Below are 17,198 nucleotides of genomic sequence, written 5' to 3'. Positions count from 1 at the left end.
TTCACACCTCCTGTCGGCTGAGCAGGTCCGCCAGCACCGACCCGACCGCGGCGGCGGCGGGTGCGACGGCCGCCTCGACGGGCTCGGTGAGGCCGATCCCCTCGGCGACCGAGACGACCTGGCACCCGACGATCACCGTCGGCGGCACGGTGCCGCCCAGCGTCCGCACCATCGAGAACACGGCCTCGGGATCCATCGCGTGCGCGTCGAGCCGGGTGCCGGCTTCCTCCGCCTGCTCCGCACGGAACACCTCGACCCGGCCCGGCGCGCCCCGATCGGGCAGGGCGTCGACGAGCACCAGCGCGTCCCAGTCGTTCAGCAGGTCGTAGGCGAGGTGCATGCCCCGGATGCCGTAGTCGGCGACGCGCACGTCCGCCGCGGTGGGGGCGGGCAGCCGCCGCACCACCGCCGGGCCGAATCCGTCGTCGCCGAGGAAGATGTTCCCGATCCCGGCGACCAGCACCTTCGTCGTCGCCTCACTCCTGTTCGTCGGTCGGCGTCGGCGTCGTCGCGCCGCCGACATCGGCGCCCTCCACCTCACCCGCCGCTGTCTCGCCCGGCCGATTCGCGGTGTCCTTGCGCTCGTCGTAGGGCGGGACGGCCGGTTCGGCGTCGGTGCCCGGCGTCGTGGTGAAGTCGGTGCCGCGCTCGGGGCGCTCACCCTCGGCCGAGGTCAGCTCCTCGTGCCCGATGTCGCCGGGTTCACGGTCCGTCGGACCGCCGGCGACCGTGTCCGAACCGGTGTCGCGCGAGCCAGGCGCCCCGCGTGCCGACTGCGGCTCTTCTTTCCTGTCACCCATGACTTGTCCTCACCTTCGCTACATGTTGCGGATCCGGAAATAGCGCCGGATGTCCGGTATCGACCGCACCCCGACGACCGTGAGAACACCTCCGATCACCGCGGCGATGGCGATCGCCACTGCTCCCACCCTGTCCATGGCCGACTCTCCTTTCATTCGTCTCGGTCTCCCTCGGTCGGCCCGTCGATCGGCTCGATCTCGTCGGGCGCGAAGTAGAGGTAGCGGCCGTACCACTCGTGCAGGTCGGCGGCCGGGTCGTTCTCGACGACGACTCCGACGTGCACGTCGCCGTCGACGTCCTCGTGCACCGACACCACCCGCGCGGGCTCGCCGTCGTAGAACAGATCGTGGGCATCCGCGCGCCGCGCCGGGCGCAGACGCACCCGGCTGCCTCGGCTGACCAGCACGCCCGCGACGACGACCGCGTCGGAATCGGGACGAACCGCGTTGTCGGCCAATGGATCCCACCAGTCGACGCCGTCCGGAACCTCGGGCAGCACGCGCGGCGGGTTCGCCGGTTCGCGCAGCACGCCGTGCAGCCGGTTCAGCTGGTCGGCCGTGGTGGCGTCGCAGCGGTCGACGATTCGCGCCGCGAGCGGGTCGGTGGCACGGGCCTGCTCCTTCTCCTCGTCGGTCATGCCCATCACGCGCAGGGTCAGGATCTCGTCGATCTCGGTCGCGTCGAACAACGGGCCCTCGCTTTGTTCGGCGATCTCCGGGTGGTCGTAGAGGATGATCGGCGAGATCAGCAGCAGACCGCGGTCGCCGGGCGGCCCGGCGAGAACCGGGAAGCAGCGGTGCTGGCCGCACTGCTCGACCGCCGCGGCCGCTTCGGGCGGCGGCTCCAGCAGCGACACGAACTCGCCGCCGTCGAGCTCGGCGATCACATGCGTGCCGAGCAGCGAATGCGCGAGCGCGTCGTCCGAGTTCGTCAGCGCAGCGGCGACATTGCGCACCGCGATCGTGACGCGGTGGCAACCCGCCAGCTCGTCGACCGATACCTCGACCCGGCAGTCGAGCGGTCGCCGGGTGCGCACCAGCCGTCCCGCGACAGCGCCCGCGGCGTCGTGCACGTCCTCGACATCGACGCCGCCCGGGACCGACACATCGAACACGGTGCCCGCCAGCGGCATCGGCCCGCGCTCGATCTCGTGCTCGACCGCCTCGTCCCAGCTGATCACCCTGCGGCCGCCGAGATCGAGCTCGGCGACCGGAGTTCCGTGGCGGTCTTCGACGGTGCGCCGCTGTAGTTGCAGGAACCGGACGGTCAGGACGAGCGTGGGGTCACCGTCCGCGGTGACCGGGAATTGCGCGCGGAGCATCGAGTCCTCACCGAGACCCGCCTGCGCGGCGCCCTCGGGACCGAGGACGCCGAATTGCCAGCGGCACTGGTTCTTTCGCGCGTTCGCCCGATACGGGTACAGCAGATAGCCCTCGTACAGCACCGCGTCGGCGACCGCCCGCGCCCTGGCGCGCGCGGACCGGACGGAGCGAGGGGTGCTCACGTCGGCTCCTGCGCCGAGGCGAGCAGCTCGACCACGGCGTCGTCGTAGCCGAGCAGCCCGCGCTCGTGCTTGTAAGCCGACAGGGCGTCGAGCGTCTCGCGAGACAGCCGGATCCAGCCGGAGTTGGGGAAGTGCGCGGCCATCAGGTCGTGCCACACCGAGACCGGCATGTCGAACTTGTCCTCGCGATCCCACGGCACCTGTTGCACCGCGAAACCGCCGGCGCCCCTGATGAATACGGTGCCGCTGAACAGGAAGAGCAACGGCACCGTGCCCTCGCGCAGCGCGTGCAGGTACTTCGATCCAGCGACCTCGAAGTCGTAGGTACACGGCAACGGCAGGTCCACCTCCGCGCCGCCGGTGAACCCGGGAATCGTTGTCGCGCAATGCATCCAGAGGAACGATCGCTGTGTGTCGTGCCACCGTTCCCGTGCGCCGAAGAGATCCGTGAGCCCCGCCGCCTCCTCGTCGGTGTAGGAGCGGCGGCGCGGTTCGATCCTGACCTGCGCGCGCAGCGCGATGGCGTGCACCGGCTCCTCGTGGAGCGCCGCGATCCCGACGCGCGCCGACAGCGTCGGCGTCGCCGCGTACGGCTCGGGCCGGATGTCCAGGACGCCGAAGGTGATCGAGTAGGCCGGGCTCATCGCGCGCCCCCCTCGGTTCGCGCCCGCGCCGACATCGTGGCGAAGAAGTCCTCGATGTACTGGTGCGCCTCCTGGCCGCCGTCGAAGCCGCGCCACAGCAACCGCATCCGGCCGACGAACTCGTAGCAGGCGTCGATGGGCAACAGCAGGCAGGCTCCGGGTCGGCCGCGGTGCGGCATGCGGATCAGCAACGCCTCGACATCGTCGGCCGCGACATCGATCTCCGGATGCCGGTCCAGGATCGCGTGCCAGCGCGGCAAGGGCAGTTCGGACTCGGTCGCGCCCGCCGGGCTCGGATAGAACGCGACGGTGCGCCCGAGCGCCGAATTGCGGAAGAAGAAGGCCAGACCGACCGGGATCTCGAGCGCGTCCCACTCGTCCTGATCGATGACCACGTCCGGGAACGACAGATAGCGGTCCGGCACCGCGCGGTACCGCAACGCGGCCGTCTGGTCGGTGAACAGCAGATAGCAGCCGCGGCAGACGCACATCAGCTGTCTGCCTTCGATATTCACCACGTGCTGGTGGGATTCGCCGATCGGGTCCGCGCACATCTCGCAGCGTTCGCCCGCCGGGGCGGGCGCCGGTCGCGGCGCGGTCAGGCGGCGCAGCACGCCGAACGCCGAACTCATCCGGGCACCTCCGCGGGAACCGCCACCGACAGCTCACCCGAGCGCACCAGCACCGGAAGCGGTTCGAGGTGCCCGTCGCCGTCGACCCGCGCACCGGCGTGCACCGCGTCGAAATGCGCGCCGCACGACGGGCAGCGCAGTACGGCGTCGCCCACGGGGAAGCCGAGGCGCCGGTGCAGGACCGCGCCCGCCATCGAACGGCCGCAGGCGCCACACCGGTCGCGGTAGACGAACACTTCGTCGCCGACCCGGCAGGCCAGCACCGGAACACCGGCCACCGAGAATCCGCCGACTTCACCGACCCCGAGCGCCGCCAGTTCGGGGACGGCGATCCAGCTGCCCGAATGCGGACCCGCGGCGTGCACGCGGGCGAACAACGACTCCGCCGCGATCACCCCCGAGCCCGCCTCCGGTTCGGCCGCGACCACCTCGATCGCCTCGATCTCGGGCGCCGCGGCGCGCACCGCCTCCTCGACGGCCAGTTCCAACGTCACCGACGACGACGGGCAGGTGCGGCAGCTGCCCGCCAGCTCGAGCCGCACGATCCCGTCCTCGACCGCGATCAGGGTGACGTCGCCGCCGTGCGAACCGAGGTAGGGCCGCACGCTGTCGAGCGCGGAGCGCACCCGAGTGGCCACGTCGTGCGGGTGCAGCCCGTGCACGAGCAGCAGACTCGCGATCAGGTCGTCACCGGCGAGACGTTCGAGTGCCGCGTCGTCGAGCATGCCGACGATGCGCTCGAGGCCCGCGCCGTAGAGATCGGCGACCTCGCGGACCAATTCCTCGGCCCGCTCCCTGGCCGCGGCGCCGCCCACCGAACTCGATTCGAGCAGCGTTTCGATGCGTTCGCCCGCGCCGCGCCAGCGATCGTCGTCGACTACGGCCTCGTCGTGGCCGTTTCCCATCTCTCGCTGCGGGCGCGCCATCCGCTACTCCGGGGTCAGCGTCTGGGCGGGGGAGTGCACTTTCTCCAGCGTCTTTCCCTTGCCGAGATACATGTGCACGCCACACGGCAGACACGGATCGAAGCTGCGCACGGTGCGCATGATGTCGATGCCCTTGAAGTTCTCCCGGTTGTTCTCCTCGAAGATCGCCTGGCCCTGCACCGCGTCCTCGTAGGGGCCCGGTGTGCCGAAGCTGTCGCGCGGGCTGGCGTTCCACGGCGTCGGCGGATACGGGTGGTAGTTGGCGATCTTGCCGTCCCTGATCACCATGTGGTGGGACAGGACGCCGCGCACGGCCTCGGTGAAGCCGCACCCGATGCTCTCCTCGGGCACCTCGAACGGCTCCCAGGTCTTGGTGTGCCCGGCCCGGATCTCCTCGATGGCCTTCTCGGCGAAGTGCAGGGCGCAGGCCGCCGCGTACGCCTGGAAGTAGGTGCGAGCGCGGTCGCGTTCGATGGTGTTGCTCCCGACGGACGGGATCTTCCATTCGAGCTCGACCGGCCCCTTCAGGGCGGTCTTCGGGAAGTTGATCTGCACGCTGTGCCCCGTCGACTTCACGTAGCCGATGTCGACGAGCCCGGCCAGCGCCGTGGTCCACAGCCGGGCCAGCGGTCCGCCGCCGGTGTCCAGCGCCAGGTGGTCCGTGCCGTCGAACCAGCGCGGCGACATCACCCAGCTGTACTTGTCCTCCAGGTCGCGCTTCTGCGGCTTGGGGTTGGTGTGCTGGTTCCACGGGTGGCGCCGGTCCACCGGATTGCCCAGCGGATCCGTCTTCACGAACATCTCCTGATCGGTCCAGTCGTCGTAATACGAACTGCCCAGCAGGATCCGGATGCCGAGGTTGATGTCGACCAGGCTGGTCGTGAGCAGTTTCCCGTCCACCACCACGCCGGGGGTCACGAACATCTTGCGACCCCAGTCCTCCATGTCCTTGTACGAGAAGTTGCAGAACTCGGGATCCTGGAACGAACCCCAGCAGCCGAGCAGCGTGCGGCGCAGACCGACCTTGTCGTAGCCGGGCAGCGCCTCGTAGAAGAAGTCGAACAGGTCGTCGTGCATCGGCACGGCCTTCTTCATGAACTCCACGTACCGCATCAGACGCGTCATGTAGTCGGTCATCAGCTGGATGGTGGCGACGGTGCCGACACCGCCCGGATACAGCGTCGACGGATGCACGTGCCTGCCCTCCATCAGGCAGAACATCTCGCGCGTGAACCGGCTGACCTGCAGCGCCTCGCGATAGAACTCGCCGCTGAACGGGTTCAGCGCGCGCATGATGTCGGCGATGGTCCGGAAGTTGTGCGCGTCCGCGTGCGGCGCTTCGGTGCGCTCGGCGCGAGCCAGCACACCGGGATTGGTCTCGGCGACCATCTTCTCGCAGAAGTCCACGCCGACCAGGTTCTCCTGGAAGATGTTGTGGTCGAACATGTACTCGGCCGCTTCGCCGAGGTTGACCAGCCACTCGCCCAGGTGCGGTGGCTGCACGCCGTAGGCCATGTTCTGGCAGTAGCACGAACAGGTGGCGTGGTTGTCGCCGCAGATGCCGCAGATCCGGCTGGTGATGAAGTGCGCGTCGCGCGGATCCTTGCCCTTCATGAAGATGGAGTAGCCGCGGAAGATCGACGACGTGCTGTGGCACTCCACGACCTGCTGATTCTCGAAATCGATCTTGGTGTAGATACCCAAGCTGCCGACGATCCGGGTGATCGGATCCCACGCCATCTCCACGAGGGCGTTCGGGTCGACCTTGCGGTGCGACGGCTCCGGAATGATCTGAGTCATCGAAGTCCTCCTACCAGGTGCGCGTCGCGCCGGTTTCCAGCTTCTCGCCGCGGTGCCGCCAGCGCGGCTCCTTGTCAACGGTGCGGCCGGTGACCGAGCGCAGGCTGCGGATCACCGACCCGTACAGTCCAGAGGCCGCCGAGGAGAACTTGCCGCCGGGCGGTTCGTCCATGAACGGCATGAACTTGTCCGGGAAACCGGGCATGGTGCAGCCGATGCAGATACCGCCGACGTTGGGGCAGCCGCCGACGCCGTTGATCCAACCGCGCTTGGGCACATTGCATTTCACGACCGGACCCCAGCAGCCGAGCTTCACGATGCACTTCGGCGATCCGTACTCGGTGGCGAAGTCACCCTGCTCGTAGTACCCGGCGCGATCGCAGCCCTCGTGGACGGTCGCGGCGAACAGCCACTTGGGCCGCAGCGCGTCGTCGAGCGGGATCATCGGCGCCTGGCCGGTGGCCATGTAGAGCAGGTAGGTCAGGGTCTCGGAGAGGTTGTCCGGGTGGATCGGGCACCCCGGCACGCAGACGATCGGGATGTCCGCCTTGCTCCGCCAATCCCAGCCGAGGTAGTCCGGCACGCCCATCGCCCCGGTCGGGTTTCCCGCCATGGCGTGGATGCCGCCGTAGGTGGCGCAGGTACCGGCGGCCACGATGGCGGTGGCTTTCGGGGCGAGGCGATCCAGCCATTCGCTGGTCGTCATCGGCTGGCCGGTCTCGGGGTTGTTGCCGAACCCGCACCAGTAGCCCTCGGTTTTGAGCTGCTCGTTGGGGATCGATCCCTCGACCACGAGGACGAACGGTTCGAGTTCGCCGCGGTCGGCGCGGAAGAACCATTCCAGGAAATCGTCGGCCCCACCGTTGGGACCGCATTCGAAATCGATCAGCGGCCAATGGACGGCAACCTTGGGGAGACCGGGGAGCGAACCCAGGGCGATCTCCTCGATGCTGGGCTGGGAGGCGGCAGTCAGCGCCACCGAGTCACCGTCACAACTGAGGCCGGCGTTGATCCAGAGAACGTGGATCAGCGTTTCTTCGGCTTTGACTGCTTCCTTAGTCGGCATGAGATGCCACCTTTCGAAGCTGGAGCGCCGCACAGGCTTCTGAAGGAGAAACCGTCCGGAATGTGACACTCGTCACGCCAGTCTAGGCGGGGCTGGAAGCTTCCTCAAGGGAGGTCGGCGGCGGCGACATCTGCCCGGAAAGCCATGTGTACCAGCTAGGCAAGCCCTCGCCGGTGATCGCGGAGACCGGCATGATCGGGACACCGGGATTGATCGAGTGCGCGTATTCGGCGCACCGGTCGAGATCGAAATCGACGTAGGGAATGAGGTCGATTTTGTTGACGAGCACCAATCCGGCCGCGGCGAACATATGCGGATATTTCAGCGGTTTGTCGGTGCCCTCGGTCACCGAGAACACCACGACCTTGGCGAGCTCGCCCAAATCGAACAGCGCGGGGCAGACCAAATTGCCGACATTCTCGATGAACAGCAGCGTGCCCGGCGCCGGATCGAGTTCGTCGAGGGCATGCCGCATCATTTCGGCATCCAGGTGGCAACCTGCACCGGTATTGACCTGCACCACCCGGCACCCCGTCGCCTTGATGCGTTGGGCGTCGAGCAGTGTCTCCTGATCGCCCTCGACGACCGCGATCGGTCGATCGCTCAGATCGCGGATGGTGCGCTCGAGCAGTGTCGTCTTGCCGGCTCCCGGCGAGCTGGTGACGTTGAGCGCCACGATGCCGCCGCGGCGCAGCCGATCTCTGTTGTGCTGGGCCAGCCGATCGTTCTTGGCCAGTACCTTCTGCTCCAACGTCACCGTCTCGGTGATCGGCACGTGGACGTGATCCGCGTGCTCGTGGCCGTGCTCGTGGCCGTGGTGGTGGCCGTGCGCGTGCTGGTGGTCGGGTTCGTGCCGGTGGTCGGGGTCGTGCTCGTGCGGGTGGTCGCGCAGGACCGTGATCATGGCTGTCGAATCGCCGCATCCGCAGGTCGCGCACATGGTTCGCTCACCTCCATCGTTCGGATTCGAAGCTCCCGCCCGGCCCTGATCTCGACGTCGGCGCTACCGCACGGACACAGCAGGATCAGGTCGACGAGGGCGAACTCGGCGCCGCAGGATCGGCAGATCGCGGCGCCGGGCACGGTCTGCACGACCAGCTCGGCGCCGTCCGCCACGGTCCCCTCGGTCGCCAGCTCGAAGCAGAACCGCATCGCCTCGGGCACGATCGCGCACAGCGCGCCGACCTCCACGGTGACGCTGTGCACCCGTCGTCCCGCCGCATGCTCACACACGGCGTCGACGACACTTCGAGTTATCGCCATTTCGTGCATTGTGGCCTCGGCTTTTGGGATATGACCCTTATCGAGGCTACTCCGCGGCACACGGGCCGGCGTCGTATCGGAGAATCCATCCGCCGACCGGCGGTGGGGTTCGGCGGTCGGCGAATCGCCGGGTGCGCCGCCCTCACAACTCCTGGGCGACGAGGGAGTCCACCAGGTCGTTCAGCTCCGCGACGAGGGCGGGTGCGCCGCCCGCGTGGGCGAGGTTGCGCAGCTCGAGCGGGTCCTCCTGGCGGTCGTAGAGCTCGTATTCGAACTCCGAGCGCGGGCCGGACAGGTTCTCCGGTGTGGAGTATCGGGCGAAGCTGTAGCGCGGGGTGATCGCACCGCGCAGGCAGTAGCCGACGCCGGGCAGCAGACCGCCGCTGGACTTGGCGTCGGAGGTGAGCAGAAGGGCGTCGCGCACCGTTCTGCCGGGATCGGCCAGCAACGGGGTCAGGTCACGGCCCGCGACGGGGCCGAGCGCTCCGGCGGAGGCTCCGGCCAGCGCGGCAAGGGTGGGCACCAAGTCCACGTGCGAGGTCAGGCCGGTGGCGGTGGTCCCGTGGGCGCCGGGATTGCGCGGGTCGGCGATGACCAGCGGGACCCGGTTGTTCTCGCGATAGATCATCGCGCCCTTCTGCCGAAGCCCGTGCGCGCCACCGAGTTCCCCGTGGTCGGCGACCCGGACCACGACGGTGTCGGCGGCGGCGCCGCTGTCGTCGAGGGCGCCGAGCACCCGGTCGATCAATTCGTCGGTGCGGCGCAACAATTCGAGGTACCAGTTGCCCCACTGTCGCCACTGCCGCTGGGCGAGCGGCGAGGTGACCTCGTCCGGCATCACCCCGCCCACAATGGAATTCGCTGTGCGCCAAGCTGTTTGCACGCGCGGCTTGGTCGACAGGTCGGATTCGAAATTCGCCGGTACGTCCGCGCCGTAGTCGGGGACGTCTTCGAGCCGGTAGAAACGCGGGCAGAACATCATGTCGTGCGGGTTGACCATGCTCACCACGCACAGCCACGGCTCGGTAGCGCCCGCGTGTGCGCGCAGCCAGTCCACCGCCTGATCCACGACACCGGGATCCTCGTGGATGCCCTCGTTCGGCCCGCCGCCGGACAGGATGTCGAGCGCCTCGTCGAACCCGTACTGCGACAGCGCCGTCGGCTCCGTGCCGACCGGATCGGACAGATGCCATTTGCCGATGTAGGCGGTGCGGTACCCGGCGCCGCGCAAGATCGTTCCGAGGGTCGGGATGGTGGCGTCGAGATTCGGGCTGAACGCCTCCATCGCGCCGAGCAGCGCGCCCATGGGCTCGCTGCCCCGAACATTGTCGAGCATGCCGGTGACGGGCGCCTGCCGACCGGTGAAGAACGTCGAGCGGGCGGGCGAGCACGGCGCTGTCGGGGTGTGGTGCATGGCGAAACGCACTCCCTTCGCCGCGATCCGAGCACGTGCGGGCAGGCTGAATCCCGGCGGCAACGCGACATCCGCGCGTTCCTGGTCGGTCATGACGACCAGGATGTTCGGCCGACGCGACGGGGGGGCGGCCACCGCGCGCGGGACCGGCGCGGCCGCGAGCACCGGCGCCGCGGCCATCATGGCGAGCACCTCGCGCCGGCCGACCATCGTTCGTTCGGGCATGTGGGACACAACCTTTCGCCGACTGCACACAAACTGACGATATCTTCACTTACGAACGAAAGGTCAGTCAAGTGTCGGGCGAATGGCGAGCTGCTAAGACGTGGTCACCGCGACCATGCGGCTGACGCCCGGCGAGGCGGCGGCGATCCGCGCGAGTCGACGACATCGGCCGGTCGATCACCACGCACGCCACCAGATCCGCGCCGCCGACGGGAACCTGGTGGCCCGCGCCACCCAGGACCTGCACGTCCGCCGCCTGGCCTGAGCGGTCTACTCGGTGGAATTCGCTTGCCGCTCCGCCAATTCGGCGAGGCGTTCGATGGAGGCGGACAGCTTGTCCGCGGTGGTGGCACGGGCGCGCACCAGACGCTTCTCGTCGGTCAGCGTCGTCCAGTCGTAGGTGTGCGTCACCAGCGTGCGACCGGCGCCGGCCGGTGCCAGCTCCCAGCGCCACAGGTGACCGGGCGGCTCCTTGCCCGGCTCCGACGGCCGCCACGCGATGCGGCCGCCCTCGGCGAACTCGACGACATGGTTGTCGCGCACCGCGCCGTTCGTGAGCGTCATGCTGAACACGTCGCCCACGGCGCGCACCCGCTGTCCGGTCGGCGCCTCGGCGAGGTTGTCGTTGCCGTCCCACCGCGGCTGCTGCGCGGGATCGGCGATGAGCTCGAAGATGTCGGCGGAGTCCGCCGCGATCTCACGACTGGCGCTGACTAGACGAATTTCGTCGATCTGCTCGGTCACGGGCGGTATCGAATCATCCCATCAACCAGGCACACAACACTTGTGCTCGAGGCGGCGTGAATTCGTGCGCGCACCTTTGCACTCGGAGGAAGCCGCGCCAGTGTTGGGCGCGCGGTCGCGGCATGGTCACGCGTGGGCGGCGGTTCGTCACTCGTGGGAGGTCGCGGTCAGATCAGGAGGGTGTTCAGTTCGTCGGCGTACAGGAGGGCAGGGTCGAACTCCATGTCACGGCGGTGTCGACGCGGGCCGTGCGTCGCGCCGACCGCGTCGATCGCGATTCCGCAGGAAAATGTCGGCGAGACACGCGCTCGGATAAGCCGCTGATGTTGCCGCAGGTGAGAAGGTCGCAGGGTGATCACGACTACTGACCGCGTCATCGACCGCTGTGTGACCGTGAGCCGTTCCCACGACCCCGCCGCGATGGGATCGGGGTGGACGTCGGAGGCGACAAGCGATGACCGGGCCGGAGATTTCGGCGTGCATCACCGCCCGACGCCCCGCCCCTGCCCGGAGCAACGCCGTCTGCTCGAGGCCATCCGCGTGGCGGCCGAGCACCTCGCATCGGCGCCCGGCTACACCGGCGAGGAACGCCGCCGCGCGCAGGCGCTGCTGGGCGACGCCGTCGCGCAATCGCGGAGCGCGGCCGAGATCTTCGATATAGACCCCACTCTCACCGACGAGTCGAACCTGACCGCCCACCACGTGGACCTGCTGATCGAGTTGCTGGGCCAGCTCCCGGCGAAGCTGGATGCCGCGTGCCCCGAACCGAACGACCCGCGCCGCACCCACGGTGCCGCCGCGCTCGCCCAGCAGTGGGCCGAAGCCATCGCGCTCGCCAGCGCTATCCGGGCCCGGGTGAACCAGATGCTGCAGGAGCTGCCGCGCCCGGACTGGGCCAGCCCGGTGGGCCAGCACCGCATTTCCCGGCAGCGCTTGGCGCGGAACGTCGCGCTGATCGCCGAGGCGGTCGACCTGCTGCGCGCGGCGGTCGGCAGCGCTGTCGCAGTCGACGTGCCGCACCCGCAGGCCCGCGCGGTCGCCCGGCTCGTGGACACCCTGGACACGCTGGTCGAGGACCTGCGAGCAGAGAACCCTCACTGACCGCCGGCCGCGCCGCGCCCACTGGCACTTCCGCGTGCCGTCGGCCATCGCCACGCTGCTCGAACCAACGCCGGACACGGTGTGCCGGATGTGATTCCGCGCCACGCCGACGCCTCGGGACATCAGGCATACACTGTTCGACGCGCTCGCGATCGGTGGTGCTCACCGCGCAAGCACATCGAGTTCGAACCGGGAAAGCCGCCGCCACGGCGATCGAGTATGAAGGTGTGACGCAGCACGGTGCGGGTACGACCGAGGTGTCGGTGGCGGACCGCGCGTGTTTGCGCGAGCAGGTGAGTGATCATGAAGACGAAATCGCCGGAGACGGTGAAATGCCGGGGATGTCAGAGCTGGTGGCCGTTGAGCGCCCACAATGTGTGCCACTGTTCGCAATGTCATCAGACGTTCACCGGTGAGAAAGCCGCGAACCTGCACCTGGTGGTCGATTATCGCCACAAACCGCACGTCACTTGCCGGACACCGGCCAGCGTCGGCCTCATCGACGCAGGCCGCGACTACCCGTGCTGGGGGTTGCCGCAGAATTAGGTCTGCGCGCCAACGGTTTCGGTGATCGCATTTCGATCGCGCCATACCGCCGATGCCCTGCGTGGACGGACAGGCACTGGGTTGTCGATCGCGCCAGCTCTTCGGTCGACAATCCGTCTGCTGTGGAGCAAGTTCCGGTCCGGCCGAAATGGACCGTTGTCCCGGTCGCGCGGCTGCGATGGGGGCGCGGTTGCTCGGGCTCGCCGGCCGCGTAGGCGACGGCTTCGAGCGTCAGGCGCTTTATCTGCAAATCGGATTCACACAAAGTTTCGGCGACACTTTGGGATCTCCACGAGGCGGTCGCAGAAGGCTACCGGCGGGTAACGAAGCGTGGTCTGATGGGCGCGTCCCGAATCCGGGGCGCGTTGAATGCACAACCAGAGGATGATGTATGACCTCCAAAATTGTTCGCCCGCTTGCCCTCGCCGCCCTGGTGCTGTCAGCCGGCTCGCTGAGCGCCGGCACCGCGACTGCGGCCACCCCGGTGTCGGGTTCGGTGGAAGTGTGCACCGGTATCCCGGTCGGTCCCGTCGAGCTGAGCTTCTGCCTGTAGCGGTTCGCCTCGCCTCGCGGCTGTCGCGAATCCATTCGTGGTGAAGAAGCTGCCTGACTTCATCGGTCTGGAATCGCCACCGCCGCAAGGCCTTGGACGCGTCTCCGCCTGGGGCCGCACGACCCCAGGCGGAGATGGGCGTGGCAGGGACGCTGTTCGCGAGCTCTGGCTCTGCTTTCGGCTCATCGGAGGTGTGGCCTATTGTCCATGGTCATGACCGGCCTACCGGATTCCGCAGCCGAGCTTTTCCGGAGGGATCCGCGCCCGCCGAACGAGATCGAGCGCCGACGGTCCGCCTCATACGAGGCGTGGCGGCAGCTCGTGGTCGCCGGCCGAATCGCCCATGAACAGCTGGTGGCCGACCTGGTCGGCATCAGCCGCTGTGTCCATTCTCCTGATGCCTACGCATTCCGATATGCGATTCCCGAAGACCTGCCGAATGTTTCACGAAACCGGCTCGCAGCCGCCCTGCGTGACACGCTCGCCCGGCTGCCGACGGAGTCGGCAGGCAAAATCCCACTCGAAGAAGTCGCGATCCGGCTCGTAGTCTTCTTCGGACCGGTGCCGATGGAATGGCTTTCGGACTCCGCCATCCGGGCCGCGTTCTCCGGCCTTCGACCCCGCGACGTCGAATTCAGGGAGTATGCCTACTATCCCGCGGCACTGGACAAAATCACAGTTGCCGATCCGCAGCGTCTGAGCCTTCTCCTGTATGACGTCGCCGATGCTCAACTGCTGTGCGCAGCTCGGCTGGCGCAACCGGCCCATCTCACGGCGCTGCATGCGGTATTCGGCCACACAGCCGGCGCACGGGCGGTCTTCTCCTACCTGGCCTGCGACTTTCCTCCGGCCCTCGACATCCCTGCCCCAGACAACCCTCGGATCCTCGCCGGTCTCATCACACTCGCCGACGGCATGCCGGGCGACGCGGTCTCGCACGGTCTGTTCCCCAGCCCCATCACGAAACTCGCCCGCCTGTGCCTCGCCTCGATAGGGCACTATCCGCCGACGGCAGTCCTCGACGCGGCGCGGGGTGCCTACGATGTAGGACGCTCCTACTGCGCACACGACGCCGTGGCATGTGCGCTCGTGCACCCGGAAATCTCCGTCACCGAGCGCGCGGACCTCATACGACATCTGGCGGCGGCTGACCCCTACGGGCGAGCGGTCCGCAGATGGCGAGCTCGCAAGAAGTTCTGGCGCATCGCCCGGCGGTATTCGAGTATCGCCTGCTGATTCACATCGATCCCGTCCGCGCCATCGACCCGCACCAGGCGATTCACTGTCGCGGAATCGGTGGCCGGTCGGTCGCGAGCAGGGTGCGGACAAGATCCCTGGCGCGAGCAGCCGGCCCCTCTGCACCGAATTCCGCGACCGTGGCGTACACACCCTCCATGACCAGCATGAGCTGATCGGCCAGCTCTGCCGGTTCCATCACGGACGTGCCGGCGGTGAATTCTTCGGCCAAGCGAATGAATTGGGCTCGCACCCAGGTTTTCATGGTCACGGCGTTCTTGTGACTGGCGAGATCTCGGTCCGGTATCTCGTCGAGCGCGATCAGGAACGGGCAACCACGGCATTGATCGGGGCGGACCTGCACGGCGAGCGCGTCGAAGACGGCAAGGATGCGAGCTCGTGGTTCCACCTCGGAATCGACTGCGGCAGTGAACCATTCGCGATAATGCAGATCCTCGCGTTCCAGGTACGCGGCAACGAGGTCGTCCTTGGACGCGAACAGCCGGTACAACGTGGTCGGCGCGACGCCCGCCTCCGCCGCAACACGGTCCACGCCTGTCGCCCGGATGCCGTTCCGGTAGAACAGCTCACGGGCGACCTGCAAGACATGCTCACGCGTCTCGACGCCGGAGCGGCGTTTCGTCACCATGCGAGCAAACTACCCCGATGTCAGGAGTCGTTCCCTCCCATCCCGATGCGACCCGCCTTTGTGCTGTTGGGCTCGGGTGCGCCGACTACACCTTCAGGTTCGGGGTCCGAGGTAGAGTCCACCGTTGACTTCGAGCGTCTGACCGGTTACCCAACGCGCATCGTCGGAGGCGAGAAACGCGACAACGTCCGCGATATCGGGACTGCGGCCGACGCGATCGAGGGCGGTGATCGCCGCGATTCCCGACGACGCTTCGTCGGTTTCGTGCAACCACGCATTCATCTCGGTATCGGTGATACCAGGGGACACCGTGTTGACGGTAATTCCCCGAGCACCAAGGGTGTTGGCGGCCGAGCGCGTCATCGCGTTGAGCGCGCCCTTGGTCATCGCGTACACGGTCTGGGGAATCGCGAACCAGGTGACGCCAGAGGAGATGTTGACCACTCGGCCACCGTCGGGAAGGACTGGCAACGCACGCTGAAGGATGAAGAACGGTGCACGCGCGTTGATGGCGAACAACCGCTCGAACTGCTCCGGAGTTGCCTCGTCGAGCGTGGCCTCGTAGGTCATGATCGCCGCGTTGTTCACCAGAATGTCCAGTGGTGCGCCGTCGAGGTGCGCTGTGAGAGTGTCGAACAAGGTGTCCACGCCGCTGGCCACCGCGAGGTCGGCGCGAACAGGGAAGGCCGCTCCTCCGGCGGCTTGGATCGCCTCGATCGTCTCTCGCGCTGCCGACTCGTTGCTGCCGTAGTGGATTGCGACCCGGGCGCCGTCGGAAGCCAAGCGCTGCGCGATAGCCCGTCCGATGCCGCGGGAAGCGCCGGTGACCAGGGCAGTCTTGCCGGTGAGATTGGACATCTCCAACTCCTCATTTGTAAGGGAACGATCCCTAACAACTTGACCCGCGATGGGGGTATTCCCTTCGCGCTCGCGGAGATCGGAATCGTGGGAGCCGGATGTTCAGCGACTACATCTGTTGCGGCCGAGGGGCTTTCAGTGTCCAGCCCCCTCGGTCGACAGCGCGGCACATCGTCGGTGCAACCGTATGGCGGCGTGGGCAACCCGTAACGCGGGCCGCGTCCTGCTCGCTACCGGACGGTCGGTGACGGCCTTTCTCGGGGATCGCCTACGACTACTCGGCGGCGCGACTGGTGAAGTCGAAGGACCCGCCGTCGATGCCCCACGAGATGATCCGTTCGGGGTGGATTCGGATGACTGCGCGTTCCTGGGGTTGGAACGGTGGCTCCTCGTCATCGAGCGCCTCGGCCGTGCCGCGTACCTCGATGCCGCGAATCACGTACGGCTCCAACGAGACCTGTTGGTCGACGACGAACGACACCCGGCTGCCCGCCTCGACATTGCGGTACTTGCGACTGGCGCGCATCCGCATGCCCCCGATGTCGATGGTGCCGTCGGCGTTCACCCGATAGCTGGTCGGGTTGTTCTGCACAACGCCGTCTGGCGATACCGTGGCCAGCCGACCGATCCCGGCCTCCGCGAGGAACTGCTGCTCATTGATGGTGAAGGTCATTTCGGTTACTCCTCGGTGAATTCGATATCAGAACAGAATCAGTGCGGCGCACAGTCCGGCGATGGCAATGAACTGCAGGGTGACCCGGTACTTCAGAATGCTGTCCCACTTGTCCTGCAGGGCACGGGCATTGGCCGGAATGATGCCGCTCTGCGCAGCGGCGGTCTGCTGGGTATTGATCGGCTTGGCGATGCGGACGTAGAAGGCGAGCCAGGTGAGCAGTGCCGCCACCGTGATCCCCGCCGCGACAGCGGCGCCGATCTGCCCGGCCACCAGCGCGATCAGCAGTGTGAGCACCGCGGTGACCACACCGCCCGCACCGAAAACCGGCATGCGTCTGTCGCCGTAATAGTGACCCCATCCCGCGCTGATGGTCACGGTCGCATCATCGAGCTTGCGGTAGACGGACCGGGTGATCACGGCCCCGCAGACATCGGTGCCGTAGACGACGGCATTGGCGAGAACGGCGACGGCGGCGACGATCTGGCCGGTGACAGTGAGCATTTCGGCTTCCCTCTACCTCGGATTCTAGCGGCGCTAGAAGATGGAGCAACGGTAACATT

General features: G+C 67.7%; 22 protein-coding genes. 5 read left to right on the top strand and 17 right to left on the bottom strand.

Annotation, left to right across the window (positions count from 1 at the left end; translation table 11 throughout):
- Position 1: 1 nt before the first annotated feature.
- The 12 genes from FB390_RS24590 to FB390_RS24540 form a co-directional block, all read right to left on the bottom strand.
- On the bottom strand, positions 2 to 523 hold the full coding sequence (locus FB390_RS24590; RefSeq protein ID WP_141811077.1) for a hydrogenase maturation protease: 522 nt from the start codon (positions 521 to 523) through the stop codon (positions 2 to 4).
- A complete protein-coding gene (locus tag FB390_RS24585) occupies positions 477 to 800 on the bottom strand; it encodes a hypothetical protein (RefSeq protein ID WP_185757159.1) in 324 nt (107 codons plus the stop codon). Before FB390_RS24585 ends, FB390_RS24590 begins: the two co-directional genes overlap by 47 nt.
- Positions 801 to 818: 18 nt before the next feature.
- On the bottom strand, positions 819 to 938 hold the full coding sequence (locus tag FB390_RS34925; protein ID WP_425465882.1) for a DUF6893 family small protein: 120 nt from the start codon (positions 936 to 938) through the stop codon (positions 819 to 821).
- A 14-nt stretch (positions 939 to 952) separates the two neighbouring features.
- A complete protein-coding gene (locus FB390_RS24580; RefSeq protein WP_141811076.1) occupies positions 953 to 2,305 on the bottom strand; it encodes a hypothetical protein in 1,353 nt (450 codons plus the stop codon).
- Positions 2,302 to 2,949, bottom strand: a complete 648-nt coding sequence (locus FB390_RS24575; RefSeq protein WP_141811075.1) for a DUF6084 family protein — start codon at positions 2,947 to 2,949, stop codon at positions 2,302 to 2,304. Before FB390_RS24575 ends, FB390_RS24580 begins: the two co-directional genes overlap by 4 nt.
- Complete coding sequence (locus FB390_RS24570; protein ID WP_141811074.1) at positions 2,946 to 3,581, bottom strand: DUF5947 family protein; 636 nt, start codon at positions 3,579 to 3,581, stop codon at positions 2,946 to 2,948. The genes FB390_RS24575 and FB390_RS24570 overlap by 4 nt, the downstream gene beginning before the upstream one ends.
- Positions 3,578 to 4,507: a NifU family protein gene (locus FB390_RS24565; RefSeq protein ID WP_246124192.1), complete on the bottom strand. Its 930-nt coding sequence runs from the start codon at positions 4,505 to 4,507 to the stop codon at positions 3,578 to 3,580. Before FB390_RS24565 ends, FB390_RS24570 begins: the two co-directional genes overlap by 4 nt.
- Positions 4,508 to 4,510: 3 nt before the next feature.
- A complete protein-coding gene (locus tag FB390_RS24560; protein WP_141811073.1) occupies positions 4,511 to 6,307 on the bottom strand; it encodes a nickel-dependent hydrogenase large subunit in 1,797 nt (598 codons plus the stop codon).
- 10 nt (positions 6,308 to 6,317) lie between these two features.
- Positions 6,318 to 7,373 (bottom strand): NADH-quinone oxidoreductase subunit B family protein, encoded by a 1,056-nt coding sequence (locus tag FB390_RS24555; RefSeq protein ID WP_141811072.1) that lies wholly within the window; start codon positions 7,371 to 7,373, stop codon positions 6,318 to 6,320.
- An 82-nt stretch (positions 7,374 to 7,455) separates the two neighbouring features.
- Positions 7,456 to 8,313 carry a hydrogenase nickel incorporation protein HypB gene (gene hypB / locus FB390_RS24550; RefSeq protein ID WP_141811071.1) on the bottom strand — a complete coding sequence of 286 codons (858 nt, stop codon included), beginning with the start codon at positions 8,311 to 8,313 and terminating at the stop codon, positions 7,456 to 7,458.
- On the bottom strand, positions 8,274 to 8,645 hold the full coding sequence (locus tag FB390_RS24545) for a hydrogenase maturation nickel metallochaperone HypA/HybF (protein WP_141811070.1): 372 nt from the start codon (positions 8,643 to 8,645) through the stop codon (positions 8,274 to 8,276). Before FB390_RS24545 ends, hypB begins: the two co-directional genes overlap by 40 nt.
- A gap of 133 nt (positions 8,646 to 8,778) precedes the next feature.
- Positions 8,779 to 10,275, bottom strand: a complete 1,497-nt coding sequence (locus tag FB390_RS24540) for a sulfatase family protein (protein ID WP_141811069.1) — start codon at positions 10,273 to 10,275, stop codon at positions 8,779 to 8,781.
- Positions 10,276 to 10,375: 100 nt separating this feature from the next.
- Here FB390_RS24540 and FB390_RS33715 point away from each other — a divergent pair, with 100 nt between their 5' ends.
- Positions 10,376 to 10,540 (top strand): hypothetical protein, encoded by a 165-nt coding sequence (locus FB390_RS33715; protein ID WP_185757158.1) that lies wholly within the window; start codon positions 10,376 to 10,378, stop codon positions 10,538 to 10,540.
- Positions 10,541 to 10,545: 5 nt separating this feature from the next.
- On the opposite strand, the gene FB390_RS24535 is transcribed toward FB390_RS33715, so the two are convergent.
- A complete protein-coding gene (locus FB390_RS24535) occupies positions 10,546 to 11,019 on the bottom strand; it encodes an SRPBCC family protein (RefSeq protein WP_425465881.1) in 474 nt (157 codons plus the stop codon).
- A 351-nt stretch (positions 11,020 to 11,370) separates the two neighbouring features.
- On the opposite strand from FB390_RS24535, the gene FB390_RS24530 reads away from it, so the two are divergent.
- The 4 genes from FB390_RS24530 (at position 11,371) to FB390_RS24515 (ending at position 14,455) form a co-directional block, all read left to right on the top strand.
- A complete protein-coding gene (locus tag FB390_RS24530) occupies positions 11,371 to 12,120 on the top strand; it encodes a hypothetical protein (protein WP_141811067.1) in 750 nt (249 codons plus the stop codon).
- A 303-nt stretch (positions 12,121 to 12,423) separates the two neighbouring features.
- On the top strand, positions 12,424 to 12,666 hold the full coding sequence (locus FB390_RS24520; protein WP_141811066.1) for an FDXHR family putative zinc-binding protein: 243 nt from the start codon (positions 12,424 to 12,426) through the stop codon (positions 12,664 to 12,666).
- 391 nt (positions 12,667 to 13,057) lie between these two features.
- Positions 13,058 to 13,219, top strand: coding sequence for a hypothetical protein (locus tag FB390_RS33710; RefSeq protein WP_185757157.1), 162 nt, complete (start codon positions 13,058 to 13,060; stop codon positions 13,217 to 13,219).
- Between the two features lie 213 nt (positions 13,220 to 13,432).
- Positions 13,433 to 14,455, top strand: a complete 1,023-nt coding sequence (locus tag FB390_RS24515) for a hypothetical protein (protein ID WP_141811065.1) — start codon at positions 13,433 to 13,435, stop codon at positions 14,453 to 14,455.
- 43 nt (positions 14,456 to 14,498) lie between these two features.
- On the opposite strand, the gene FB390_RS24510 is transcribed toward FB390_RS24515, so the two are convergent.
- The 4 genes from FB390_RS24510 to FB390_RS24495 all read right to left on the bottom strand — a co-directional run bounded on the left by FB390_RS24510 (position 14,499) and on the right by FB390_RS24495 (position 17,139).
- Positions 14,499 to 15,104, bottom strand: a complete 606-nt coding sequence (locus tag FB390_RS24510) for a TetR/AcrR family transcriptional regulator (protein ID WP_141811064.1) — start codon at positions 15,102 to 15,104, stop codon at positions 14,499 to 14,501.
- A gap of 93 nt (positions 15,105 to 15,197) precedes the next feature.
- Positions 15,198 to 15,962 (bottom strand): SDR family oxidoreductase, encoded by a 765-nt coding sequence (locus FB390_RS24505; RefSeq protein ID WP_141811063.1) that lies wholly within the window; start codon positions 15,960 to 15,962, stop codon positions 15,198 to 15,200.
- A 274-nt stretch (positions 15,963 to 16,236) separates the two neighbouring features.
- The gene (locus FB390_RS24500) at positions 16,237 to 16,635 is read right to left on the bottom strand and encodes a PPOX class F420-dependent oxidoreductase (protein ID WP_141811062.1); all 399 of its coding nucleotides are present in this window, start codon (positions 16,633 to 16,635) and stop codon (positions 16,237 to 16,239) included.
- 27 nt (positions 16,636 to 16,662) lie between these two features.
- Positions 16,663 to 17,139: a DUF1772 domain-containing protein gene (locus FB390_RS24495; protein ID WP_141811061.1), complete on the bottom strand. Its 477-nt coding sequence runs from the start codon at positions 17,137 to 17,139 to the stop codon at positions 16,663 to 16,665.
- Positions 17,140 to 17,198 lie beyond the last annotated feature (59 nt).

Origin of the sequence: Nocardia bhagyanarayanae, from assembly GCF_006716565.1 — a bacterium.
Classification (GTDB): Bacteria; Actinomycetota; Actinomycetes; order Mycobacteriales; family Mycobacteriaceae; genus Nocardia; species Nocardia bhagyanarayanae.
This window is presented reverse-complemented; position numbering and strand designations above follow the sequence as displayed.

Excerpts from the sequence above, each read along its gene's own strand:
- FB390_RS24565 (WP_246124192.1), bottom strand. The coding sequence starts at position 4,507 with ATGGCGCGCCCGCAGCGAGAGATGGGAAACGGCCACGACGAGGCCGTA.
- FB390_RS34925 (WP_425465882.1), bottom strand. The coding sequence starts at position 938 with ATGGACAGGGTGGGAGCAGTGGCGATCGCCATCGCCGCGGTGATCGGA.
- FB390_RS24560 (WP_141811073.1), bottom strand. The coding sequence starts at position 6,307 with ATGACTCAGATCATTCCGGAGCCGTCGCACCGCAAGGTCGACCCGAAC.
- FB390_RS24495 (WP_141811061.1), bottom strand. The coding sequence starts at position 17,139 with ATGCTCACTGTCACCGGCCAGATCGTCGCCGCCGTCGCCGTTCTCGCC.
- FB390_RS24590 (WP_141811077.1), bottom strand. The coding sequence starts at position 523 with ATGTCGGCGGCGCGACGACGCCGACGCCGACCGACGAACAGGAGTGAG.
- FB390_RS24545 (WP_141811070.1), bottom strand. The coding sequence starts at position 8,645 with ATGCACGAAATGGCGATAACTCGAAGTGTCGTCGACGCCGTGTGTGAG.
- hypB (WP_141811071.1), bottom strand. The coding sequence starts at position 8,313 with ATGTGCGCGACCTGCGGATGCGGCGATTCGACAGCCATGATCACGGTC.
- FB390_RS24585 (WP_185757159.1), bottom strand. The coding sequence starts at position 800 with ATGGGTGACAGGAAAGAAGAGCCGCAGTCGGCACGCGGGGCGCCTGGC.
- FB390_RS33710 (WP_185757157.1), top strand. The coding sequence starts at position 13,058 with ATGACCTCCAAAATTGTTCGCCCGCTTGCCCTCGCCGCCCTGGTGCTG.
- FB390_RS24515 (WP_141811065.1), top strand. The coding sequence starts at position 13,433 with ATGACCGGCCTACCGGATTCCGCAGCCGAGCTTTTCCGGAGGGATCCG.
- FB390_RS24520 (WP_141811066.1), top strand. The coding sequence starts at position 12,424 with ATGAAGACGAAATCGCCGGAGACGGTGAAATGCCGGGGATGTCAGAGC.
- FB390_RS24500 (WP_141811062.1), bottom strand. The coding sequence starts at position 16,635 with ATGACCTTCACCATCAATGAGCAGCAGTTCCTCGCGGAGGCCGGGATC.
- FB390_RS24570 (WP_141811074.1), bottom strand. The coding sequence starts at position 3,581 with ATGAGTTCGGCGTTCGGCGTGCTGCGCCGCCTGACCGCGCCGCGACCG.
- FB390_RS24510 (WP_141811064.1), bottom strand. The coding sequence starts at position 15,104 with ATGGTGACGAAACGCCGCTCCGGCGTCGAGACGCGTGAGCATGTCTTG.
- FB390_RS24540 (WP_141811069.1), bottom strand. The coding sequence starts at position 10,275 with ATGCCCGAACGAACGATGGTCGGCCGGCGCGAGGTGCTCGCCATGATG.
- FB390_RS24555 (WP_141811072.1), bottom strand. The coding sequence starts at position 7,373 with ATGCCGACTAAGGAAGCAGTCAAAGCCGAAGAAACGCTGATCCACGTT.
- FB390_RS24575 (WP_141811075.1), bottom strand. The coding sequence starts at position 2,949 with ATGAGCCCGGCCTACTCGATCACCTTCGGCGTCCTGGACATCCGGCCC.
- FB390_RS24505 (WP_141811063.1), bottom strand. The coding sequence starts at position 15,962 with ATGTCCAATCTCACCGGCAAGACTGCCCTGGTCACCGGCGCTTCCCGC.